General features: G+C 59.1%; 16 protein-coding genes. 10 read left to right on the top strand and 6 right to left on the bottom strand.

The window, feature by feature from the left end; all coding sequences use genetic code 11:
* Positions 1-24: 24 nt before the first annotated feature.
* The 4 genes from JJD74_RS12310 to rfbC are packed head-to-tail and all read right to left on the bottom strand — an operon-like array spanning position 25 to position 4252.
* Complete coding sequence (locus tag JJD74_RS12310; RefSeq protein ID WP_042557158.1) at positions 25-480, bottom strand: YiiD C-terminal domain-containing protein; 456 nt, start codon at positions 478-480, stop codon at positions 25-27.
* Positions 477-1859: a sigma-54-dependent transcriptional regulator gene (locus JJD74_RS12305; RefSeq protein ID WP_200614130.1), complete on the bottom strand. Its 1383-nt coding sequence runs from the start codon at positions 1857-1859 to the stop codon at positions 477-479. The genes JJD74_RS12310 and JJD74_RS12305 overlap by 4 nt, the downstream gene beginning before the upstream one ends.
* Positions 1856-3664 (bottom strand): sensor histidine kinase, encoded by a 1809-nt coding sequence (locus JJD74_RS12300; protein WP_047299313.1) that lies wholly within the window; start codon positions 3662-3664, stop codon positions 1856-1858. Before JJD74_RS12300 ends, JJD74_RS12305 begins: the two co-directional genes overlap by 4 nt.
* A gap of 42 nt (positions 3665-3706) precedes the next feature.
* On the bottom strand, positions 3707-4252 hold the full coding sequence (gene rfbC, locus JJD74_RS12295; RefSeq protein WP_200614128.1) for a dTDP-4-dehydrorhamnose 3,5-epimerase: 546 nt from the start codon (positions 4250-4252) through the stop codon (positions 3707-3709).
* Positions 4253-4399: 147 nt separating this feature from the next.
* Between rfbC and JJD74_RS12290 the strand changes: the two genes are divergently transcribed.
* The 4 genes from JJD74_RS12290 (at position 4400) to JJD74_RS12275 (ending at position 10065) form a co-directional block, all read left to right on the top strand.
* Positions 4400-7312, top strand: a complete 2913-nt coding sequence (locus tag JJD74_RS12290; protein ID WP_200614126.1) for an aminotransferase — start codon at positions 4400-4402, stop codon at positions 7310-7312.
* Between the two features lie 304 nt (positions 7313-7616).
* The gene (gene aguB / locus JJD74_RS12285) at positions 7617-8495 is read left to right on the top strand and encodes an N-carbamoylputrescine amidase (RefSeq protein ID WP_042557163.1); all 879 of its coding nucleotides are present in this window, start codon (positions 7617-7619) and stop codon (positions 8493-8495) included.
* Between the two features lie 5 nt (positions 8496-8500).
* On the top strand, positions 8501-9607 hold the full coding sequence (aguA, locus tag JJD74_RS12280; RefSeq protein ID WP_042557164.1) for an agmatine deiminase: 1107 nt from the start codon (positions 8501-8503) through the stop codon (positions 9605-9607).
* A gap of 245 nt (positions 9608-9852) precedes the next feature.
* On the top strand, positions 9853-10065 hold the full coding sequence (locus JJD74_RS12275) for a hypothetical protein (protein WP_042557165.1): 213 nt from the start codon (positions 9853-9855) through the stop codon (positions 10063-10065).
* 184 nt (positions 10066-10249) lie between these two features.
* On the opposite strand, the gene JJD74_RS12270 is transcribed toward JJD74_RS12275, so the two are convergent.
* Positions 10250-12343, bottom strand: coding sequence for a TonB-dependent receptor (locus JJD74_RS12270; protein ID WP_200614124.1), 2094 nt, complete (start codon positions 12341-12343; stop codon positions 10250-10252).
* 256 nt (positions 12344-12599) lie between these two features.
* Between JJD74_RS12270 and JJD74_RS12265 the strand changes: the two genes are divergently transcribed.
* From JJD74_RS12265 to JJD74_RS12240, 6 genes are all read left to right on the top strand, one after another.
* Complete coding sequence (locus tag JJD74_RS12265) at positions 12600-13268, top strand: DsbA family protein (RefSeq protein WP_200614116.1); 669 nt, start codon at positions 12600-12602, stop codon at positions 13266-13268.
* A gap of 297 nt (positions 13269-13565) precedes the next feature.
* Entirely contained in the window at positions 13566-14870 is a 1305-nt protein-coding gene (locus JJD74_RS12260) for an OprD family porin (protein ID WP_115146029.1), read from the top strand.
* Between the two features lie 232 nt (positions 14871-15102).
* A complete protein-coding gene (locus tag JJD74_RS12255) occupies positions 15103-15849 on the top strand; it encodes a 2OG-Fe dioxygenase family protein (RefSeq protein WP_042557169.1) in 747 nt (248 codons plus the stop codon).
* Positions 15850-15928: 79 nt separating this feature from the next.
* Positions 15929-16306, top strand: coding sequence for a GNAT family N-acetyltransferase (locus JJD74_RS12250; protein ID WP_150594162.1), 378 nt, complete (start codon positions 15929-15931; stop codon positions 16304-16306).
* A complete protein-coding gene (locus JJD74_RS12245) occupies positions 16303-17019 on the top strand; it encodes an AzlC family ABC transporter permease (protein WP_200614106.1) in 717 nt (238 codons plus the stop codon). The genes JJD74_RS12250 and JJD74_RS12245 overlap by 4 nt, the downstream gene beginning before the upstream one ends.
* Positions 16998-17315: an AzlD domain-containing protein gene (locus JJD74_RS12240; RefSeq protein ID WP_047299318.1), complete on the top strand. Its 318-nt coding sequence runs from the start codon at positions 16998-17000 to the stop codon at positions 17313-17315. The genes JJD74_RS12245 and JJD74_RS12240 overlap by 22 nt, the downstream gene beginning before the upstream one ends.
* Here JJD74_RS12240 and JJD74_RS12235 read toward each other — a convergent pair.
* Positions 17232-18158: a LysR family transcriptional regulator gene (locus JJD74_RS12235; RefSeq protein WP_200614103.1), complete on the bottom strand. Its 927-nt coding sequence runs from the start codon at positions 18156-18158 to the stop codon at positions 17232-17234. The genes JJD74_RS12240 and JJD74_RS12235 overlap by 84 nt on opposite strands.
* Positions 18159-18436: the final 278 nt, after the last annotated feature.

Here is an 18436-nt window from a genome sequence, read left to right as displayed (position 1 = left end):
TGCCGGAGGCTGCGATCTTTTGCTTTAGCGGTGCAACACGTACTGCCCGCTAAACGTCACCGCATCCTCATCACTCCCGGCATTGACGATCCGCGTATTCAGCGTCAACCGCGCCCGGCCGTAACGCTGATACATCGCCAGAAATTTCTTCCACACCGTCGCATCCGGCGCCGGGCAAATGGCTGTCGCATCCCCCGTCACTGGCAGCGGATAACTGATTTGCCCTTCCTGAATCACGATGTGGCCGTCGATGATCCCTTCTTCCTTCAAGCGCAAATGCAACCAGCCCCAACCCGCCAGCACCGCGCCGCAATAGAGGCTGCCGCCGAACATGGTGCTTTTGTGATTGACGTTGGGCTCCAAAGGCAAATGCAGACTCAATTGCTGAGCCTGCCAGTCGAGTACCTTGATGCCCATGTCCCGGGTCAGGGGAATATCGCGATGCAGCACCGACTCCAGATAGTGAGTGTCCGGGTTCATTCGTTCTCCTCTCCATGGCTGTTTTCGCCGAAGTTGAGGCCGTGTTTGCGCAGTTTGTCGTGCAGGGTCTTGCGCGGTATGCCCAGCGCTTCGGCAAGACTGCGTACCGAGCCGTGGGTGCGCGCCAGTTCGGCGGCGATCAACGATTTCTCGAAGTTTTCCACTTGCTCGCTGAGCCCGCCGCCAGTGATTTGGACTGTGGCGCCGCCGCCCTCGTCGCCGCTGTTATCCAGCGCCAGTTCAAGGCCCAGCGCAAAGCGTTCGGCCGCGTTTTGCAACTCTCGCACGTTACCCGGCCAGGTATGGCGCAGTAGCAGGGCGCGCTGCGCCGGTTGCAGTTCGTGGGGGGGCAAGCCGTGGCGGGCGCTGGCTTCATCGGCGTAATACTGGAACAGCATCAACGCATCTTCGCCACGCTCGCGTAGCGGCGGTATGCGCAGCGGCGCGACATTGAGGCGGTAATACAAATCTGCACGGAAACGGCCCTGATCGGCAGCCTGGCGCAGGTCTTCCTTGGTGGCGGCGATGACGCGGATATCCAGCGGGATCAGTTGATTGCCGCCCAGGCGTTCGACGACTCGTTCCTGCAGCATGCGCAGCAGTTTCACTTGCACATCCAGGCTCATGCTTTCGATTTCATCGAGGAACAAGGTGCCGCCGTTGGCGAATTCGAACTTGCCGATACGGCGTTTTTGCGCGCCGGTGAACGCGCCCGGCTCATGGCCGAACAGCTCGCTTTCCACCACCGATTCGGCCAGCGCGCCGGCATTGATCGCCACAAACGGCCCGTTGCGACGGCTCGACAGGTCATGCAGCGCACGGGCCACAACCTCTTTGCCAGCGCCGGTTTCGCCGAGGATCAGCACGTCAGCCCGGGTCGCCGCCAGCGCGCCGATCTGCTCGCGCAGGCGCAGCATCGGCTGCGAATGGCCGACCAGTCGCGTGCTCAATTCGTTGCGATCGCTGAGGGCCAGACGCAGGCTGCGGTTGTCCAGCACCAGGCGGCGCAGGGCCAGCGCGCGGCGCACGCTGTCGAGCAGGGCGTCGCTGGCGAAGGGTTTCTCAAGGAAGTCGTATGCTCCGGCGCGCATCGCCTGCACGGCGAGCGGCACATCGCCGTGGCCGGTGATCAGCAGCACCGGCAGCTCTGGGTCCTGAGCGTGCAGTTCGCTCAATAATTCCAGACCGTCCATGCCCGGCATGCGGATGTCACTGACAACCACACCCGGCCAGTCGCGTTCCAGTTGTCCGGCCAGGCCCTTGGCTTCGGACAGCGGCAGGATTTTCAGCCCGGCCAGATCCAGTGTCTGGCCCAAGGCCTGACGCAGGTGCGGATCGTCGTCGATCAACACCACCTGAATGCGATTGTCGATGGTCATGCACTTCGATCCTCGGACGGTTGCAGGCTGACCCCGGGCGCACCGGCACGCAGCCGCAGGGTTATCAAGGCGCCACCTTGCTTGTGGTTGGCGAACGACAGTTCACCACCGAAGGCGCGCATCAGGGTTTCACAAATCGCCAGGCCCAGACCCAGACCCTGGGTGCGCGTCTTGGTCGTGTAGAAAGGCTCGCTGGCGCGGCCGAGGGCTTCCATGCAGAAACCCGGACCGTTGTCGCGAATGTACAGGTTGACGCCATCGGCCGTGGATTCGGCACTCAGCCACAGTTTGCGCGGCGGGCCTTTTTCGGTGAGGGCGTCGAGGGCGTTGGCGAGCAGATTGCCGAGCACTTGGCGCAGGCGGGTTTCCCCGGCCTCGACCCACAAGGTGGCGGCGGGCAGGTCGCGGATCAACTCGACTTCCATGCTCCGTCGACGTTTGGCCAGCAAGGCCAGCGCATCATCCAGCGCCGGTTGCAGGGCAACGCTTTCCGGGGCGTGCCGATCGCGGCGGGCGAAGGCGCGCAGATGGGCGATGATCGAGGCCATGCGCCCGGTCAACTCGCTGATCAGCTTGAGGTTGCCGCGCGCCTCTTCGGTGCGTTGATGATCGAGCAACACTTCGGCGTTTTCTGCGTAGCTGCGGATCGCCGCGAGAGGCTGATTGAGTTCATGGCTGATGCTCGCCGACATCGTGCCCAGCGCCGACAATTTGCCGGCTTGTACCAGATCGTCCTGAGCGCGCACCAATTCCTGCTGCGCCTGTTCACGCTCCAGCACTTCCTGCTTCAGACGACGGTTGAGGCCTTCGAGGTCGCTGGTGCGTTCGGCGACCCGGCCTTCCAGTTCCCGCCGCGCCTTGGCTTCGAAGGCGATGCGCTCCAGATAGTGGCGGCTGCGCTGCATCATCAGACCCACCAGCAACATCACCACCAACAGCGTGGCGCCGCCGATGGCGACCACTGTGCGCACCGGCCGGTCGATCAGCGTGCGCGGCGCGAGGATGCTGACGCTCCAGCCGGTTTCGGCGATGTCGTGGGTTTGTGTCAGCCAGGCGTCGGTGTTGAGATTCAGCGGCCGGGGTTCGCGGGTCGGGTAGGGCTGGATCGCCGTAATCGCCAAGCGCTCGGCATCGCTCAAGACGCGGGTCGAGCGAAAGCGCCATTCCGGGCGTGACGTGAGGATGACCACGCCGTTGTTGTCGGTCACCAGCAGTTGTTCCGGCGTTTTGCCCCACAGGCTTTCGGTGTGATCGAGATCGACCTTGATCACCAGGACGCCGATGATTTTTTCACCGTTGCGCACGGCAGCGGCGAAGAAGTAACCGCGTTTGGCCGACGTGGTGCCGAGACCGAAGAACCGTCCAAGACGCCCGGCCATGGCTTCACTGAAATACGGGCGGAAGGAGAAATTACGGCCGACGAAGCTGTCGTGTTTGTCCCAATTCGACGCCGCCAGTGTTTGCCCGGAGGTGTCCATCAGGTACATCACTTCGGCACCGGTTTGGGCCGAGATGTTTTTCAACAGACGATTGGCATTGCCTTGGGTGACGCCATCGTCCGGCGCTCCGAGCACGGCGCGCAGGGCTGGCAGGTCGCCGAGGATCTGCGGCAATACTTCATAGCGGTGCAGGGTGCCCAGCAGGTTGGCGACGTACAGGTCGAGGGTCTGGCGGTTCTGTCCGGCCAGTTCGCTGCGGTAATAGCGCTCGGCCAGATGTTCCAGCGGCCACAGCAGTGGCGCCAGACACAATGCCAGCAGGGCGAGGCTGCGCCAGCGGGGTCTGCGGGGGAGAGGTGGTTTCATATGCCGGATGCGCCTGTAGTGACAGGCGCATTATGCCCGGCCTCAGGAAAAGACGTCAGCGTCCTTGAACAACACTGCCGCCTGATCCTTCGCTGACAACTTTGGTGCTTCGTCCAATTGCCAGTCGATGCCAAGATTAGGGTCATCCCAGCGAATGCTGCGCTCCGCCGAAGGGGTGTAGTAGTCAGTGGTTTTGTAGAGGAACTCGGCAAACTCGCTCAGCACCACAAAACCGTGGGCGAAACCTTCCGGTATCCAGAGTTGACGATGGTTTGCGGCCGACAGGCGCATGGCCACCCATTTACCGAAGTGCGGCGAGCTGCGACGGATGTCCACGGCCACATCGAGTACTTCACCGGCCGTCACGCGGACCAGTTTGCCTTGGGTGTTTTGCAGCTGGTAATGCAGGCCGCGCAGCACGCCTTTTTGCGAGCGCGAATGGTTGTCTTGCACGAATTGGGTATCAAGGCCGGTTGCGTCCTTGAACGCCTTGGCGTTGAAACTCTCATAGAAGAAACCTCGCTCGTCACCAAACACCTTCGGTTCGATGATCAGAACACCTGGCAAATCAGTGGTGATTACATTCATGGGGGTTTCCATAGATAAGTGTGGACGGGCGACATTCTTGCGCAAGGTGCCGCCGGATGCGAGTGCTCGAATAACCAAAATCAGGGGTTGCGTCTTGCCAGAAGCAATGGCGATATAAGCGCCTAATAAAATTTCAGGGGTCGTTTCATGTCGCTCGACACGTTGATTCATCGCGCCAGTCTGCCCAGCCCGCAAGTCAGCGAGGCGCAGGCCCTGCAATGGCTGGCCGAGCATTACGGGCTCAGCGGCACGTTGCAGGCCCTTGGCAGCCAGCAGGATCTCAACTACCGCGTTGACAGTGCGCGCGGGCGGTTTGTGCTGAAAATCTGTCGGGGCGACTACGCCCTTGTAGAGTTGCAGGCCCAACACGCCGGCCTCAAGTATCTGGCCGAGCATTCTGATGTGCATGTGCCGCGAGTGATTGCGGCCAATAGCGGTGAGGATTTGCTGTCGCTTGAGGTCGACGGTGAGGCCGTCCATGTGCGGCTGCTGGATTACATCGAAGGCCAGCCGCTGACGCACCTCGATCACCTGGGCCACGCAGTGGTCGCCGGATTTGGTCGGCTTTGCGGCGAGATGGACCTGGCCTTGGCCGGGTTCGACCATGCGGGTCTGGAGCGTACGTTGCAGTGGGATGCGCGCCACGCCAGCGCATTGATCGCCCACTTGCTACCGGTGATCAAGGACGAGCAGCAACGCACGTTGATCGCCGACGTCGCCAGGCAGGCCGAGCGCCGTTTGCAGCCGTTGCTGGAAAAACTGCCGGTGCAGGCGATCCACATGGACATCACCGATGACAACGTGGTCTGGCAGCGTGACGCGCAGCGCCACTGGCAATTGCAGGGTGTCATCGACTTCGGCGATCTGGTGCGTACCTGGCGTATCACCGATCTGTCAGTGACCTGCGCGGCGTTACTGCACCATGCCGGTGGCGATCCGTTTGTGATTCTGCCGGCGGTTCAGGCCTATCACGCGGTCAATCCGCTGCAACATGAAGAGCTGCAAGCGTTATGGCCGCTGATCGTCGCCCGTGCAGCGGTGCTGGTGCTCAGCGGCGAACAACAAGTCAGTATCGATCCGGATAACACCTACAGCCGCGACAACCTCAGTCACGAGTGGGAGATTTTCCGCGTCGCCACATCAGTGCCGTTGGCGTTGATGGAGGCGGCGATTCTCAGTGCGGTGGGTCAGACATTGCCGGCAATCAACAGCGAAGGTTTCGCGCCGTTGTTGCCAGAGCTGGTCGGGCGCGAATTTGCGCTGATTGATCTCGGTGTACTCAGCCCGCATTTCGAGGCCGGCAACTGGGAGCAGGAGGGCATTGACCAACGCCTGCTGAACGAAGCCGCCGCCGCTCATGGTCTGGCGGCGAGTCGTTATGGTCAGTACCGTTTGTCACGCACCCGTCCGGACAGTGCTGATGAGCCGGATACCTTCCCGCTGCACGTCGAGTTGCGCGTGCCGAATGGCACTGCGGTGGAAGCGCCGTTTGCCGGCGTGTTGCATCAAAAGGCAGACGGGGCATTGCAACTGGACGGCCCGCAGCTCAGCGTTCGGCTGTGGGGTGTGGCGCCAACGCTGCACAGTGGCGCGGCGCTGGTCAAAGGCCAGGTGCTGGGATCGGTCAGCGGACCGTTGAGCGTGCAACTGATTCGCGGCGCGGATCTGGATGCGCCGCTGTTCTGTACGCCGTCCCATGCACCCGCGTGGCAGTCGTTGTGCCCGTCACCGGCTGCTTTGCTGGGACTTGCCTGCGATGCCGAACCGGAGCTGGATTGGCAAACGTTACTCGAACGCCGCGATGCCAGTTTCGCCCGCACGCAAAAACATTATTACGTCGATCCGCCACGCATCGAACGCGGCTGGCGCAATCACCTGATCGACATGCAGGGCCGTTCCTACCTCGACATGCTCAACAACGTGGCTGTGCTAGGTCACGGCCATCCGCGCATGGCGGCGGTCGCGGCCCGTCAGTGGTCGCTGCTCAATACCAACTCGCGGTTCAACTATGCAGCGGTGGCCGAGTTTTCCGAGCGTTTGCTGAAACTGGCGCCGGAAGGAATGGATCGGGTGTTTCTGGTCAATAGCGGCAGCGAAGCCAATGACCTGGCGATTCGTCTGGCGTGGGCCTACAGCGGCGGTCGCGACATGATCAGCGTGCTTGAGGCTTATCACGGCTGGACGATCGGCGCCGATGCGGTGTCGACCTCGATCGCCGACAACCCGAAAGCCCTCGAAAGCCGTCCGGAGTGGGTGCATCCGGTGCCGGCACCGAACACGTATCGTGGCGAATTCCGCGGCCTCGATTCGGCGCCGGACTACGTGCGTAGTGTCGAACATCACCTGGAAAAAATCGCCGAACAAAAACGCCAATTGGCCGGGTTCATCTGCGAGCCGGTGTACGGCAATGCCGGGGGTATATCGCTGCCGCCGGGTTACTTGAAGCAGGTGTATGCGCTGGTCCGCGCGCAGGGCGGTGTGTGTATTGCCGACGAAGTGCAGGTTGGATACGGGCGCATGGGCCATTTCTTCTGGGGTGTCGAGGAGCAGGGCGTGGTGCCGGACATCATCACCATGGCCAAAGGCATGGGCAACGGTCAGCCACTGGGTGCGGTAATCACGCGCCGGGAAATCGCCGAGGCCCTCGAAGCCGAGGGTTACTTCTTCTCGTCGGCCGGCGGCAGTCCGGTGAGCTGCCAGATCGGCATGGCCGTGCTGGATGTGATGGAGGAAGAAAAGCTCTGGGAGAACGCTCAGGTAGTCGGTGGCCATTTCAAGGCGCGGCTCGAAGCGTTGATCGATAAACATCCGCTGGTCGGTGCGGTGCATGGGTCCGGTTTCTATCTGGGCGTGGAACTGATCCGTCATCGCGAGACGCTGGAGCCGGCGACTGAAGAGACCACGTTGCTGTGTGATCGCCTGCGCGAGCTGGGGATTTTCATGCAGCCGACCGGCGATGACCTGAACATTCTCAAGATCAAACCGCCGATGGTGACCTCGCGTCAGAGTGTGGATTTCTTCGTCGACATGCTCGATCAGGTGCTTGCCGAAGGTTTGTAAACCCTGCAAATCCGCTGTGGGAGCGAGCCTGCGCGAGAACGCGGTGTGTCAGTCGACCTTTTCAGTGACTGACACACCGCGTTCTCGCGCAGGCTCGCTCCCACATTTTTTTGGGTTTTAAGTTCGATTTGTATCGGTATTAATCTGGTCAATTTAGACGAAATACAATTTTATAGCTTTTATGGCCGATATTTATCGGCTATAAAGTCGCTATTGCTCCGGCATGGCGATGGCTGTCCGGTGCGTGCGTTTTTTCTCTTCGGTCGAATCCTCGACCTTCCAAGCAATTGCCCGGAGATGATTCATGAGCCGTACCGTTACCGTCGCCGCCACTCAGATGGCCTGTTCCTGGGATCTTGAAGCCAACCTCGAAACTGCCGAAAGACTGGTGCGTGAAGCCGCAGCCAAAGGTGCGCAGATCATCCTGATCCAGGAATTGTTCGAAGCGCCGTACTTCTGCCAGAAGCCCAACCCGGACTATCTGCAACTGGCCACGACGGTTGAAGAAAACGTCGCAATCAAGCATTTCCAGAAAATCGCCAAAGAACTGCAAGTGGTGTTGCCGATCAGCTTCTACGAGCTGGCCGGGCGTGCGCGGTTTAACAGCATCGCGATCATCGATGCCGATGGCAGCAATCTCGGGATTTATCGTAAAAGCCACATTCCGGATGGCCCGGGTTACCACGAGAAGTATTACTTCAACCCAGGCGATACCGGCTTCAAGGTGTGGAACACCCGTTACGCGAAAATCGGCGTGGGCATCTGCTGGGATCAGTGGTTCCCGGAAGCTGCACGCAGCATGGCCCTGCAAGGCGCGGAAATCCTGTTCTATCCAACCGCGATCGGCAGCGAGCCGCACGACAACAGCATTTCGTCGCGCGATCACTGGCAGCGCGTGCAGCAGGGGCATGCCGGCGCAAACTTGATGCCCTTGATCGCCAGCAACCGTATCGGCAACGAAGAACAGGACGGCTACGACATCACCTTTTACGGCTCATCGTTCATCGCCGACCAGTTCGGCGAAAAAGTGCAGGAGCTGAATAAAACCGAAGAAGGTATTCTTGTGCACACTTTCAACCTCGACGAGCTGGAACATATTCGCAGCGCGTGGGGTTCATTCCGCGACCGCCGGCCGAATCTGTACGGCGCGTTGAAAACCCTCGACGGTTCCCTGGAGTCCTGATCCCGATGACCACATTGAAAAGTACCCCACGCGCCGACGGCTTCCATATGCCGGCCGAGTGGGCGCCACAAACCCAGACCTGGATGATCTGGCCCGAGCGCCCGGACAACTGGCGTCTGGGCGGCAAACCGGCGCAGGCCGCACACGCGGCGGTGGCCAAAGCCATCGCCCGTTTCGAGCCGGTGACCGTTGCCGTGTCCGCCGGCCAGTACGAAAACGCCCGCGCGCGCCTCGACGTGCCGAATATCCGCGTGGTCGAGATGTCCAGCGATGACGCCTGGGTGCGCGACAGCGGCCCGACATTCGTCATCAATAACAACGGCGAAGTGCGCGGTGTGAACTGGGACTTCAACGCCTGGGGCGGCTTCGACGGTGGTCTGTACGCGCCGTGGAATCGCGATTCGCAGGTTGGCGGCAAGATCCTCGAGATCGAGCGCAGCCCGCGCTATCGCACTGAAGGTTTTGTGCTTGAAGGCGGCTCGATTCACGTCGATGGCGAAGGCACTTTGATCACCACCGAAGAATGCCTGCTCAACCGCAATCGCAACCCGCATCTGGGACGCGAAGAGATCGAAGCGGTGCTGAGCGACAATCTGGCTGTGGATAAAATCATCTGGCTGCCGGACGGTTTGTTCAACGACGAAACCGACGGCCATGTGGATAACTTCTGCTGCTACGTGCGTCCGGGTGAAGTGTTGCTGGCGTGGACCGATGATCCACAAGACCCGAACTACCCGCGCTGCCAGGCGGCAATGAACGTGCTGCAAAACAGCACTGATGCCAAGGGTCGCCCGTTCACGGTGCACAAGATGCCGATTCCGGGGCCGCTGTATGCGACCGAAGAAGAGTGCGCTGGCGTCGATCCTGTAGATGGCTCGCAGGAGCGTAATCCGAGCGTGCGCCTGGCCGGTTCCTACGTGAACTTCCTGATCGTCAACGGCGGCATCATCGCCCCGAGCTTCGACGATCCAATGGATGCCCCGGCCCGGGAAATTCTGCAGAACCTGTTTCCGCAGCACGAAGTGGTGATGGTGCCGGGCCGCGAACTGTTACTGGGTGGCGGCAATATTCACTGCCTTACCCAACAGCAGCCAGCGCCGCACAAAGAGTGAGTTGAGTCGTAACAGCTTGAGCTGATTAGCAAATCAGCCGAGCAATGATTAGTTCGCTATGTGCGCATAGAGGCCCGCAGCCCGACAGGACTGCGGGCCTCTTTGTATCCGCTTGTCGACAAATCGCAAACCTTGGCACAGCTCTTGTATTTGTACCGGTGCACTAGGGAGGGAGGGGAACTTCAACAGTTCTGTCATAAACCTTGGATAACGTAGCCGCTCACGAACGGGGAGAGAGCGCTGAAATGAACGCCGAAGTGAACGTAGTCAGCGAGCGGACGTTGCATCCCATGGCCGTAAACGGCGAATCGCTCCAGATGGTCGCGCACTTTTTGAGGTCCAATGGAACGCGTCAGATCAGGGTACCTGATCCGCGCCGGATGATGATCGAGCGCTATCCCGCTGACCTTTTCAGCGAGGACGAACTGGAAGCGTTGTGGGCTGTGATGGAAGGATAAGAAAAACAACAGGGATTGGTGAAAGCGCTGCCGGGATGGCGGCGCTTTTTTTTGCACGGTTATTTTGTGCATACCCATTCAATGTGGGAGCGAGCCTGCTCGCGAAGGCGTCAGACCAGCCAGTATCTCGCTGGCTGATCCACCGCTTTCGCGAGCTGGCTCGTTCCTACAGGGTTCAAGGTGATTAGAAGGAATAGGTCCCCGTCATCACCACGCTACGCGGCGCCCCCGGCATGATCTGCGCGGCGCTGGTCGCCGAAGCGTAATACTCGCGATCGGTGATGTTGTTCAACGCCGTACGCAAATCCCAGTCCTTGAAGCGATAACCGACCAGCGCATCCCAACGGCCATAGCCTGGCAGCACGGTGGTGTTGGCGTTATCGGCATAACGCTGGCCGACCAGGGTCAGGCCGGTTTCGCCGTACCAGCCCATCTCCGGTTTCCAGGTCAGGAACAGACTGCCGTTGTGCTTGGCGACGTTGCTGATGCGTTTGCCTTCCAGACCGTTGTTGTCCTTCTCGATCTTCGCATCCTGCATACCGACGCCACCGCGCACGTACCAGTTGCCGACGATGTTGCCGGTAGCGGTCAGTTCGATCCCGCGCGAGCGTTGCAGACCGGACATCACCGTCAGGGTCGGATCATTGGGATCGGTGGTGCGACGGTTGTAGAGCTCCAGGTCATAGATCGCCAGCGTTGTGCTGAGGCGATCATCGAGCCAGTCGCTCTTCACGCCGATTTCTTTCTGCTTGGTCAGCTCGGGGCTCAGGTCGTTGGTATTGCCGGCCGCCCCCGGCGTGATGCCGATCAGGCCACCGCCCACTGGCGAGAAGGTCTTCGACCACGACGCGTAGAAGGAGTGATTCTGCAGCGGCGTCCAGACCAGGCCCACGCGCGGGCTGGTGCTGTGGCTGTCGCGATCTTCGGTCATGTTGCGCAGCTTGTTGGTCGACTCGATATCAAACGTGTCGTAGCGCAATCCGCCAAGCAATTGCCATTGATCGTTCAGACGCAGTTGGTCCTGCACGAAGACCGCACGGCTTTCGACTTCTGTGTGGCTGCTGCTGGAGACCTGCATGGCGCCGGTGTGACGCAGATCGCGGTTCGGGTTGAACAGGTCGAGCGATGGCACCGGTTGCGCGCCTGGCGTTCTGCCGGTGGCGGCGTTGTACAACGTCGGATCGCGGCGCTGGCTGCCGATTTCGATACCGGTCAGCAAACGATGCTCAAGGCCAAACGTATCGAAACCACCCTCCAGTTCGACGGTGTTGTAGACGTTGCGGGTGGTCAGATCCTGCTGCCAGTGCTGGCGTGTGACCTTGTTGGTCGCGGGCGTGTAACCGGTGAGGTAGGTGTTGTCGAAATCGCTGTCGAGCTTGAATACGCCGAGGGTCTGGCGCAGTTGCCAGTTGTCATTGATTTCGTAAGTGAGTCTGGAGCGCAACGATTGCGACTTGTCGTCGATGAAGTCGTGATCGTTGCCGTAGGTCGTGTCGCGACCGACATCGGCCGGCCGGCCATTCGCGCCCGGAATACCGCGATCGGGGGTGCGGTTGTAGCGGCTGTATTCGTACTGCACCAGCCAGTTCAGGTCGGGCGTCAGTTGCCAGCTCATCGACGGTGCGAACAGTTGGCGGTTACCGCTGACGCCATCGCGAAAGCTGTTCTCATCCATGTTGCCCATGTTCAGGCGCAGGCTGATGTTCTCACTCGGGTCGGTGCTGAGATCGGCGTACAGGCTGCGCAGATCTTCGCTGCCGCCCTGGGCTTCGATGGTCGAGCGGCGGCCGGCCTCAGGCGCCTTGCTCACGCGGTTGACGATCCCGCCTTGGCTGCCGCGGCCGTACAACACGGCCGCTGGGCCTTTGAGCACTTCGACGCGTTCGATATTGTGCAAGTCGCGCTTGTATTGGCTGTCGTCGCGAATGCCGTCCAGATAGAAGTCGTTGCTGGCGTCGAAGCCGCGGATACGCAAACTGTCGAAGCGGGTGTCGGCGCTGCTGCTGACGTTGGGCATGCCACTCAGGGCATCGCCGATATTGTTGGTACCGTAATTGGCGACGTTCGACGTTTTGATCGAATCAATGGCCTGGGGCACATAACGCACCGGGGTCGAAGTACGGGTCGCGGTGTTGCTGATCTTTACCCGCGGATCATCGGCTTGCGTTTCAGCGCTGATGGCGGTGGCGGGTAATTCGGTCGCGGAGTAAGCAAAACCGCTGGACAGAAAAGCAGAAAGCCCAAGGGTGACGGGCGTAAGACGGAACGGGGCAGGCATTGAAAAGCGCATCCGGAAGGTTGGGAAGAATCAAACGCGTGAATGGTAATGCTTTGCATTTGCTTCCGTTAATTATTCCTGAAAAGTTCCCTCGCGTGATTGTTTCAATTTGTGTCGGCCTCGATACAACCTGACCGTTCGGACAATTCGCCCGATTCACGAAACAGTCTGAGAGCCATTCCGGCGTTTTTCCGCATTGGCTTGAGTACTAGTCTGCCGGCATGAACTTTTCCCACATTTATGCCGGAGTTTTCTGATGATCCTTCACTACATTTACGACCCATTGTGCGGTTGGTGTTATGGCGCCAAACCGCTGGTGGAAGCGGCGCAACTCGTGCTGCCGGTGAGTGCTCATGCGGGCGGGATGATGAGCGGCGCCAACCGCCAAAGCGTTTCACCGCAGTTGCGCAATTACGTCATGCCCCACGATCGGCGCATTGCCGAATACACCGGGCAGCCTTTTGGCGAAGCGTATTTCGACGGCTTGCTGCGCAATCACACGGCCGTCTTTGACTCGACACCACCGATCGCTGCCGTTTTGGCGGCAGAGGCAATCGACGGCCGTGGTCTGGAAGTGCTCGGGCGTTTGCAGGCTGCGCATTACCTGGAAGGGCGGCGGATTGCCGATGAATCTGTCCTTCTGGAGCTCGCAAGCGACTTGGGCTACGCCGAGGAAATCTTTCAGCCCGCGTTTAAATCCGTGGATACCGAGCAACATATAAAAGCCAGTCGCGCACTGCTGGCTCAGTTGGGCGGGCAGGGATTCCCGACGCTCGCGTTGGAACATGACGGCCACTACACGCTTATCGATATCAGCCCTTGGCTGGGCAAGCCGCAGGCCTTTGCCGATTGGTTAGGTCAGGCGATTCGCAGCGATGGTACTGGAGAGTCTGCTGCGTTTTGTGGTCTTGACGGTTGTGCTTGAAGCGCGCGGGATTCACTGGCTTAACGCATTTCCGTGCAAGGAGTGAGCGGGAAATTTACGTTTCTTAGACGATTTTCGCCTATTTAAAGACGATTCTTGAAATTGACACAATGTTAAGGGCGCGGCTACGATTCGGCCCAACGCCTGTGGCCAACCGCCATGACTCAAAAATAATAAGAAGGCCCGCCACGACTTTGTCGTGGGCGGGCCTTCTTGTTTCGGGGTGAAAAAAGAGCGCAATAGCGCCGTTTCAGCCGTTCGACACAGCGCGTTTCAACCCGAAATAAGGAAAATAAAATGTTGAACAAGCGAATCAGCCTGATCGCTCTGGGGATGTTGAGCGCTACACAGGCCATGGCTAACGACCAGGCCGAATCCAAGGGTTTTCAAGAAGACAGCAGCCTCAAAGTACTGCTGCGTAATGCCTACATCAATCGTGATTACAAAGACGGTAACGACGATAAAGCCGAGTGGGGCCAAGCGGCCATCGGTACGTTCTCGTCCGGTTTCACCCAAGGCACCATTGGTGTCGGCGTGGACGCTTTCGGTCTGTACGCACTGCGTCTGGATGGCGGCAAGGGCCGTAGCGGCGCCGGTGGTATCGATTTCTTCAAGCAAGAAAATGACGGTCGCGCGAACCATGACATAGCGAAGGGCGGTGCAGCGGTCAAGTTCCGCTTCTCCAACACCGTGCTCACCTACGGCGACCAGATGCCGGCCCTGCCGGTGCTGAACTACGACAACTCCCGCCTGCTGCCGGAAAGCTACACCGGTACCTTGATCACTTCCAGAGAGATCAAAGGTCTGGAACTGAACGCCGGTCGTTTCACCGCCGAATCGCGCAAGAGCGATGAAGGCCGTGACAGTGGTGGTCTGAAGTCGATCAACGTTTTAGGCGGCAGCTACCAGTTCACAGAGCACTTCAAAGGTGCGCTGTACGCTTCCGACGTTGAAGACGTATTGAAGAAACAATACGTGAACGCCAACTACGTGTTGCCGTTCAACAAGGATCAGTCGCTGACCCTGGACTTCAACGGCTATCGCACCAAACTGGATAGCTCCTACGTTCGCGAAAACACCGTTCCGGGCAAAAGCATCGTTACTGGTCAGGACAATAAGATCTGGAGCCTGGCTGCGACTTTCGCCACTGGCCCGCACTCGTTCACCGTGGCGCACCAGCGCTCCACCGGCGACAGCAACCTGGGCTACGCCTACGGCGGCTATCAGAAGGATCAACAACGCGTAGGCGACGGTGGCAACACCATCTACTTGGCCAACTCCTACTGGTCCGACTTCAACGCTGAAGACGAGCGCAGCTGGCAGCTGGGTTACGGTCTGGACTTCGGCGCATTCGGCGTACCGGGTCTGAGCTACAACTTCGCTTACGTGCGTGGCGACAACATCACCACGTCCACCAGCGAAGGCGGCACCGAGCGCGAAATCTTCAACCAGTTCAAGTACGTCGTGCAAAGTGGCCCGGCCAAAGACCTGAGCGTGAAACTGCGCAGCTCGATCCTGCGTGTTTCGCAGAAATCCAGCGAGTACAACGTCAGCGGCAACGAGCTGCGTGTATTCGTGGACTACCCGATCAACATCTTCTGATGACCGATCAGGTGTAAAAAGTTTGAAAAAACCCCCGACTGTTTCGGGGTTTTTTTTCGACGGTTTTTTAGTAAAAACCGGAAAAAACCCGTGTTTTTGTCATGTAAAAGTTGTTTTTCAGTCGCTTCAAACCCCGTTTCAAACAACGCTTTAAATGCCTGAAATTCTTTCTCATGGACGCAAATTCTGCACCTAATAGATTAGGCCGCTCAATGCAGCGGAGAATTTGGTAATGATCGTTTTGAATAGAGAAGTGGGCGAATCGCTACGGCGCGACAAATACGTCAACGTCCAGGGTGGTGACTTCAATCTCTACGGTCATTTCGCCGACTTCGTCAGACTGACCAAAAGTTGGGAAAACATGGAGCCTGACAGTTACTACGGTCAGGCCGAAGCCGGCATGCGTTTCCGTCGTTACAGCGATTTTGAGTACAACCCCAAGACTCGCGAACTGAAGCAGCTCGAACATCGCGCGTACGTGCAGTCCAAGGAAAACAACGCCTATGTCGGCGGTCTGGTCCGGCACTTCCAGGACTTTTCCGATGAGGTGATTTCGTCGCCGGTGATGCGCAGCCTGATCGACACCGACTTTGAGGTGTACAAAAGCGTGTTGCCGGAAGAGCTGCACGATGAAATCTGGCAGTGCCAGATCCATCAAATTCGCATCGAGATCAAACCCGGCAAACAGCTGGAAATCACCCCCGAAGGGATTCATTGCGACGGTTATCCGTTCAGCGGCGTGCACTTCTGGGGCCGCAACAATGTCGAGGGTGCAGAGAGTCGTTTGTACGACATCCACGAGCATCAACTGGCGTCGACCACTTACCAGGAAATTCTCGATACCACCTACTTCCTCGACCGCGACATGCGCCACTACGTGACCCCGGCGCGCAACTCGCACACCCATGCCATGGCGTACCGGCAGATTCTGGCGATTTCCTTCTCGCGGCCCGGGACCGCTTTCGACATTGTTCGCTAATCAGATCACCCCAATCGACGGCGTCGAGTGCTCGACGCCGGTGCTGCTGCGGCGCGCCACGGCCAAGGATGCGCAGCGCATGGAGCGCTTCTTCCGCCAGTTCGATGAAGTGTCCTTCTGCGAATGGCAGGACGCCAAGTGCCTGCGCGGCGTATTGATCCAGAAAACCACCACGGCTTTTCTGGCCTTCGACGTGGCCGGCGAGATCGTAGGAGCGGTGCTGGGCGGGATGCTCGGCAGTCGCGGCACGATCAATCATCTGGCGGTCAGTCCGCTCTATCGCAGCCAGGGCGTCGGTCAACGTCTGGTTGAAGCGGCATCGTCCGACATGAAACGTGTCGGCGTGTTGCGGATGTTTCTGTTCGTCGACGATGCTAACCTCGCGGGCAAGCGTTTTTGGGCTGCCCAGGGTTTTTGCGAGCCTCACGGCGAACGGACATTTGAGAGGGATCTATGAATGAAACGTCCGGCAGTGCGCCGCTGATGGTCAACCATCAGCTGTCGCGTACATTTGCCGAAGCCAGCCCGGTGGTCGCCGGGTATTTCACGGTGGCGTTCGTGTTCGGCTTGATGGCCGTCAATGCGGGCCTGCCAATTTGGCTGCCCGTGGCGATGTGCTTGTTCGTGTATGCCGGCGCTTCGCAATTTGCTGCTTTGGCGCTGATCTCCAGCGGTGCTTCGCTGACCACCATTGTGCTGACCACATTCCTGATCAATGCGCGGCACATGTTGATGTCGGTGTACATGGCAAAAGCCCTGCGTGCGTTAGGGCTCAGTCGCATGGAGCGATGGTGCTACGCCGGTGGCCTGACCGACGAATCCTTTGCTTTCCACAGCGTAAAACTCGGCACCGGCGCGCCGGTCAACGTGCGTTATCTGATTGGCTTCAACCTGTTCTGCCACACCTCGTGGGTGCTCGGTGGCCTGCTCGGCGCGGTCTGTGCCCAGTACGCGGCGCACTTGATCAAATATCAGCTCGATTACGCACTGACGGCGATGATGCTCTACGTGCTGGTTTCGCTGTGCAACACCCGCAACAAACTCATCGCCGCCGCGGCTGCTGTGGTTTGCATGGGAGCACTGAGCCTGGTCGGCAGCTCGCCGTTTAATGTGTTTATCGCCACGTTTGTGGGCTGCGGAGTGGGTGTATGCCTGACCAAACGTTCCTGATCCTGGTGGTCGCGCTGATGATGGCCGTGACCTTCCTGCCACGGGCATTGCCCTTGCAGATCAACACCGATCACTGGCCGCCGTTTATCGCGCGCGCGCTGGAATACCTGCCAGTGGCGATCGTGGCTGCGATCAGCCTGACTCCCTTGTTGATCAAGGATCAGCACATACAGCTCGATCGCCCGGAGTTCTATGCTGCGATTCCGACGTTGTTATGTGCGTATTTCAGCAAAAACCTCTTTCTCAGTGTGGCGGTTGGGACGGCTGCGTACATTGCGCTCGGCTCGTTCATGTAACGGCAGATCGACCACGTCGCTCAACGCCTGGTTCGACAGGTCCGGGTTGTTGATCGCCAGCCGCACCTCAAGGAAGTCCTCGAAACCGGGGAAGATCGTCAGGCCGTTCTTCTGCGCGGCCTCGCGGGAGACCATGCCAACTGCATCCATCTGCGTGATCAGCGATAGCGTAAGGGTCTCGCTGCAGGAATAGACCATGCGTTGACCGTTCTCGTGATTGCCCAGCCCGGCGTCGAGAAAGCGCAAGAAGCTGTGGGAATACGGACAATCTTCCGCGGGACGCACCTGAAACTTGTTGCCCAGCAACGTCAGCGGATCATTCTCCTGCCCACAATGCGCGCCGACCACCTGCACCTGCACATCCGGCAGGACAATGCTTGGCAAACCCGGACGCTGCGGGCCGATCAGCACCGCGAGGTCAAAGTCTTCATTTTTCAGCTTGCTGAGGTTTTCCATCGACTCGGCGTAGCTGAATTCCATCTGAAAATCGGGAAACACCTCAATCAGGCGTCCGATCATTCGCCGATTGAAGTCAGGCGACAACGTGTTGTTCAACGCAACCTTCAACGTGCGTTGCCCCGGCACTTTGAGCGCCTCGACTTTTTCTTCCATCTGTCGCGTGGCAATCAGCACTCTGTCCATATAAGGCGTCAGCTCGGTGCCTTGCGGCGTCAGCGTCAGCCCTTTGTTGGAGCGACGAAACAAGCGGAAACCGAACTGCTCTTCGACCTTGTTCAACTGCGCGGCCAATGCCTGCACGGTCAGGCACGAATGCTCGGCTGCGGCCGACAACGAGCCGGTCTGCACGATGCGCATGAGGTTGCGTAAGGTTCTGCTATCCATGGGTAATGCCCTCTGAAGTGGGCTGGGTATTGTTGTTTACGAGACGACCGGTTCGGCGTCATATGCCGGCTATATTCCTGCACCTGAGCATAGTTGTCGCGGGTTTAGTAGCGAATTGATGTCCCCGCCGATGGCTGGAGGCTGACACAGGATCGGGGTTTTTGATGACTCGGGGGTGATTGGGGTCAAAAAAAGTTCGGGGCTTTGGGGAAAAGTTGAGGTTTTCAAAGGGGAAGTGACTGACAGGGGAAGTGGTTTTTGCCTGTAACAGGCACAGA

It is taken from the genome of Pseudomonas sp. MF6776 (genome assembly GCF_016613125.1).
Taxonomy (GTDB): Bacteria; Pseudomonadota; Gammaproteobacteria; order Pseudomonadales; family Pseudomonadaceae; genus Aquipseudomonas; species Aquipseudomonas iridis.
The sequence above is the reverse complement of the archived record's forward strand: the minus strand, read 5'-3'. Positions and strand labels throughout refer to the sequence as shown.

Excerpts from the sequence above, each read along its gene's own strand:
- aguA (WP_042557164.1), top strand. The coding sequence starts at position 8,501 with ATGACCACATTGAAAAGTACCCCACGCGCCGACGGCTTCCATATGCCG.
- JJD74_RS12265 (WP_200614116.1), top strand. The coding sequence starts at position 12,600 with ATGATCCTTCACTACATTTACGACCCATTGTGCGGTTGGTGTTATGGC.
- JJD74_RS12275 (WP_042557165.1), top strand. The coding sequence starts at position 9,853 with ATGAACGCCGAAGTGAACGTAGTCAGCGAGCGGACGTTGCATCCCATG.
- JJD74_RS12235 (WP_200614103.1), bottom strand. The coding sequence starts at position 18,158 with ATGGATAGCAGAACCTTACGCAACCTCATGCGCATCGTGCAGACCGGC.
- JJD74_RS12300 (WP_047299313.1), bottom strand. The coding sequence starts at position 3,664 with ATGAAACCACCTCTCCCCCGCAGACCCCGCTGGCGCAGCCTCGCCCTG.
- JJD74_RS12270 (WP_200614124.1), bottom strand. The coding sequence starts at position 12,343 with ATGCCTGCCCCGTTCCGTCTTACGCCCGTCACCCTTGGGCTTTCTGCT.
- rfbC (WP_200614128.1), bottom strand. The coding sequence starts at position 4,252 with ATGAATGTAATCACCACTGATTTGCCAGGTGTTCTGATCATCGAACCG.
- JJD74_RS12245 (WP_200614106.1), top strand. The coding sequence starts at position 16,303 with ATGAATGAAACGTCCGGCAGTGCGCCGCTGATGGTCAACCATCAGCTG.
- JJD74_RS12305 (WP_200614130.1), bottom strand. The coding sequence starts at position 1,859 with ATGACCATCGACAATCGCATTCAGGTGGTGTTGATCGACGACGATCCG.
- JJD74_RS12260 (WP_115146029.1), top strand. The coding sequence starts at position 13,566 with ATGTTGAACAAGCGAATCAGCCTGATCGCTCTGGGGATGTTGAGCGCT.
- JJD74_RS12290 (WP_200614126.1), top strand. The coding sequence starts at position 4,400 with ATGTCGCTCGACACGTTGATTCATCGCGCCAGTCTGCCCAGCCCGCAA.
- JJD74_RS12240 (WP_047299318.1), top strand. The coding sequence starts at position 16,998 with ATGCCTGACCAAACGTTCCTGATCCTGGTGGTCGCGCTGATGATGGCC.
- JJD74_RS12310 (WP_042557158.1), bottom strand. The coding sequence starts at position 480 with ATGAACCCGGACACTCACTATCTGGAGTCGGTGCTGCATCGCGATATT.
- JJD74_RS12255 (WP_042557169.1), top strand. The coding sequence starts at position 15,103 with ATGATCGTTTTGAATAGAGAAGTGGGCGAATCGCTACGGCGCGACAAA.
- JJD74_RS12250 (WP_150594162.1), top strand. The coding sequence starts at position 15,929 with ATGGAGCGCTTCTTCCGCCAGTTCGATGAAGTGTCCTTCTGCGAATGG.
- aguB (WP_042557163.1), top strand. The coding sequence starts at position 7,617 with ATGAGCCGTACCGTTACCGTCGCCGCCACTCAGATGGCCTGTTCCTGG.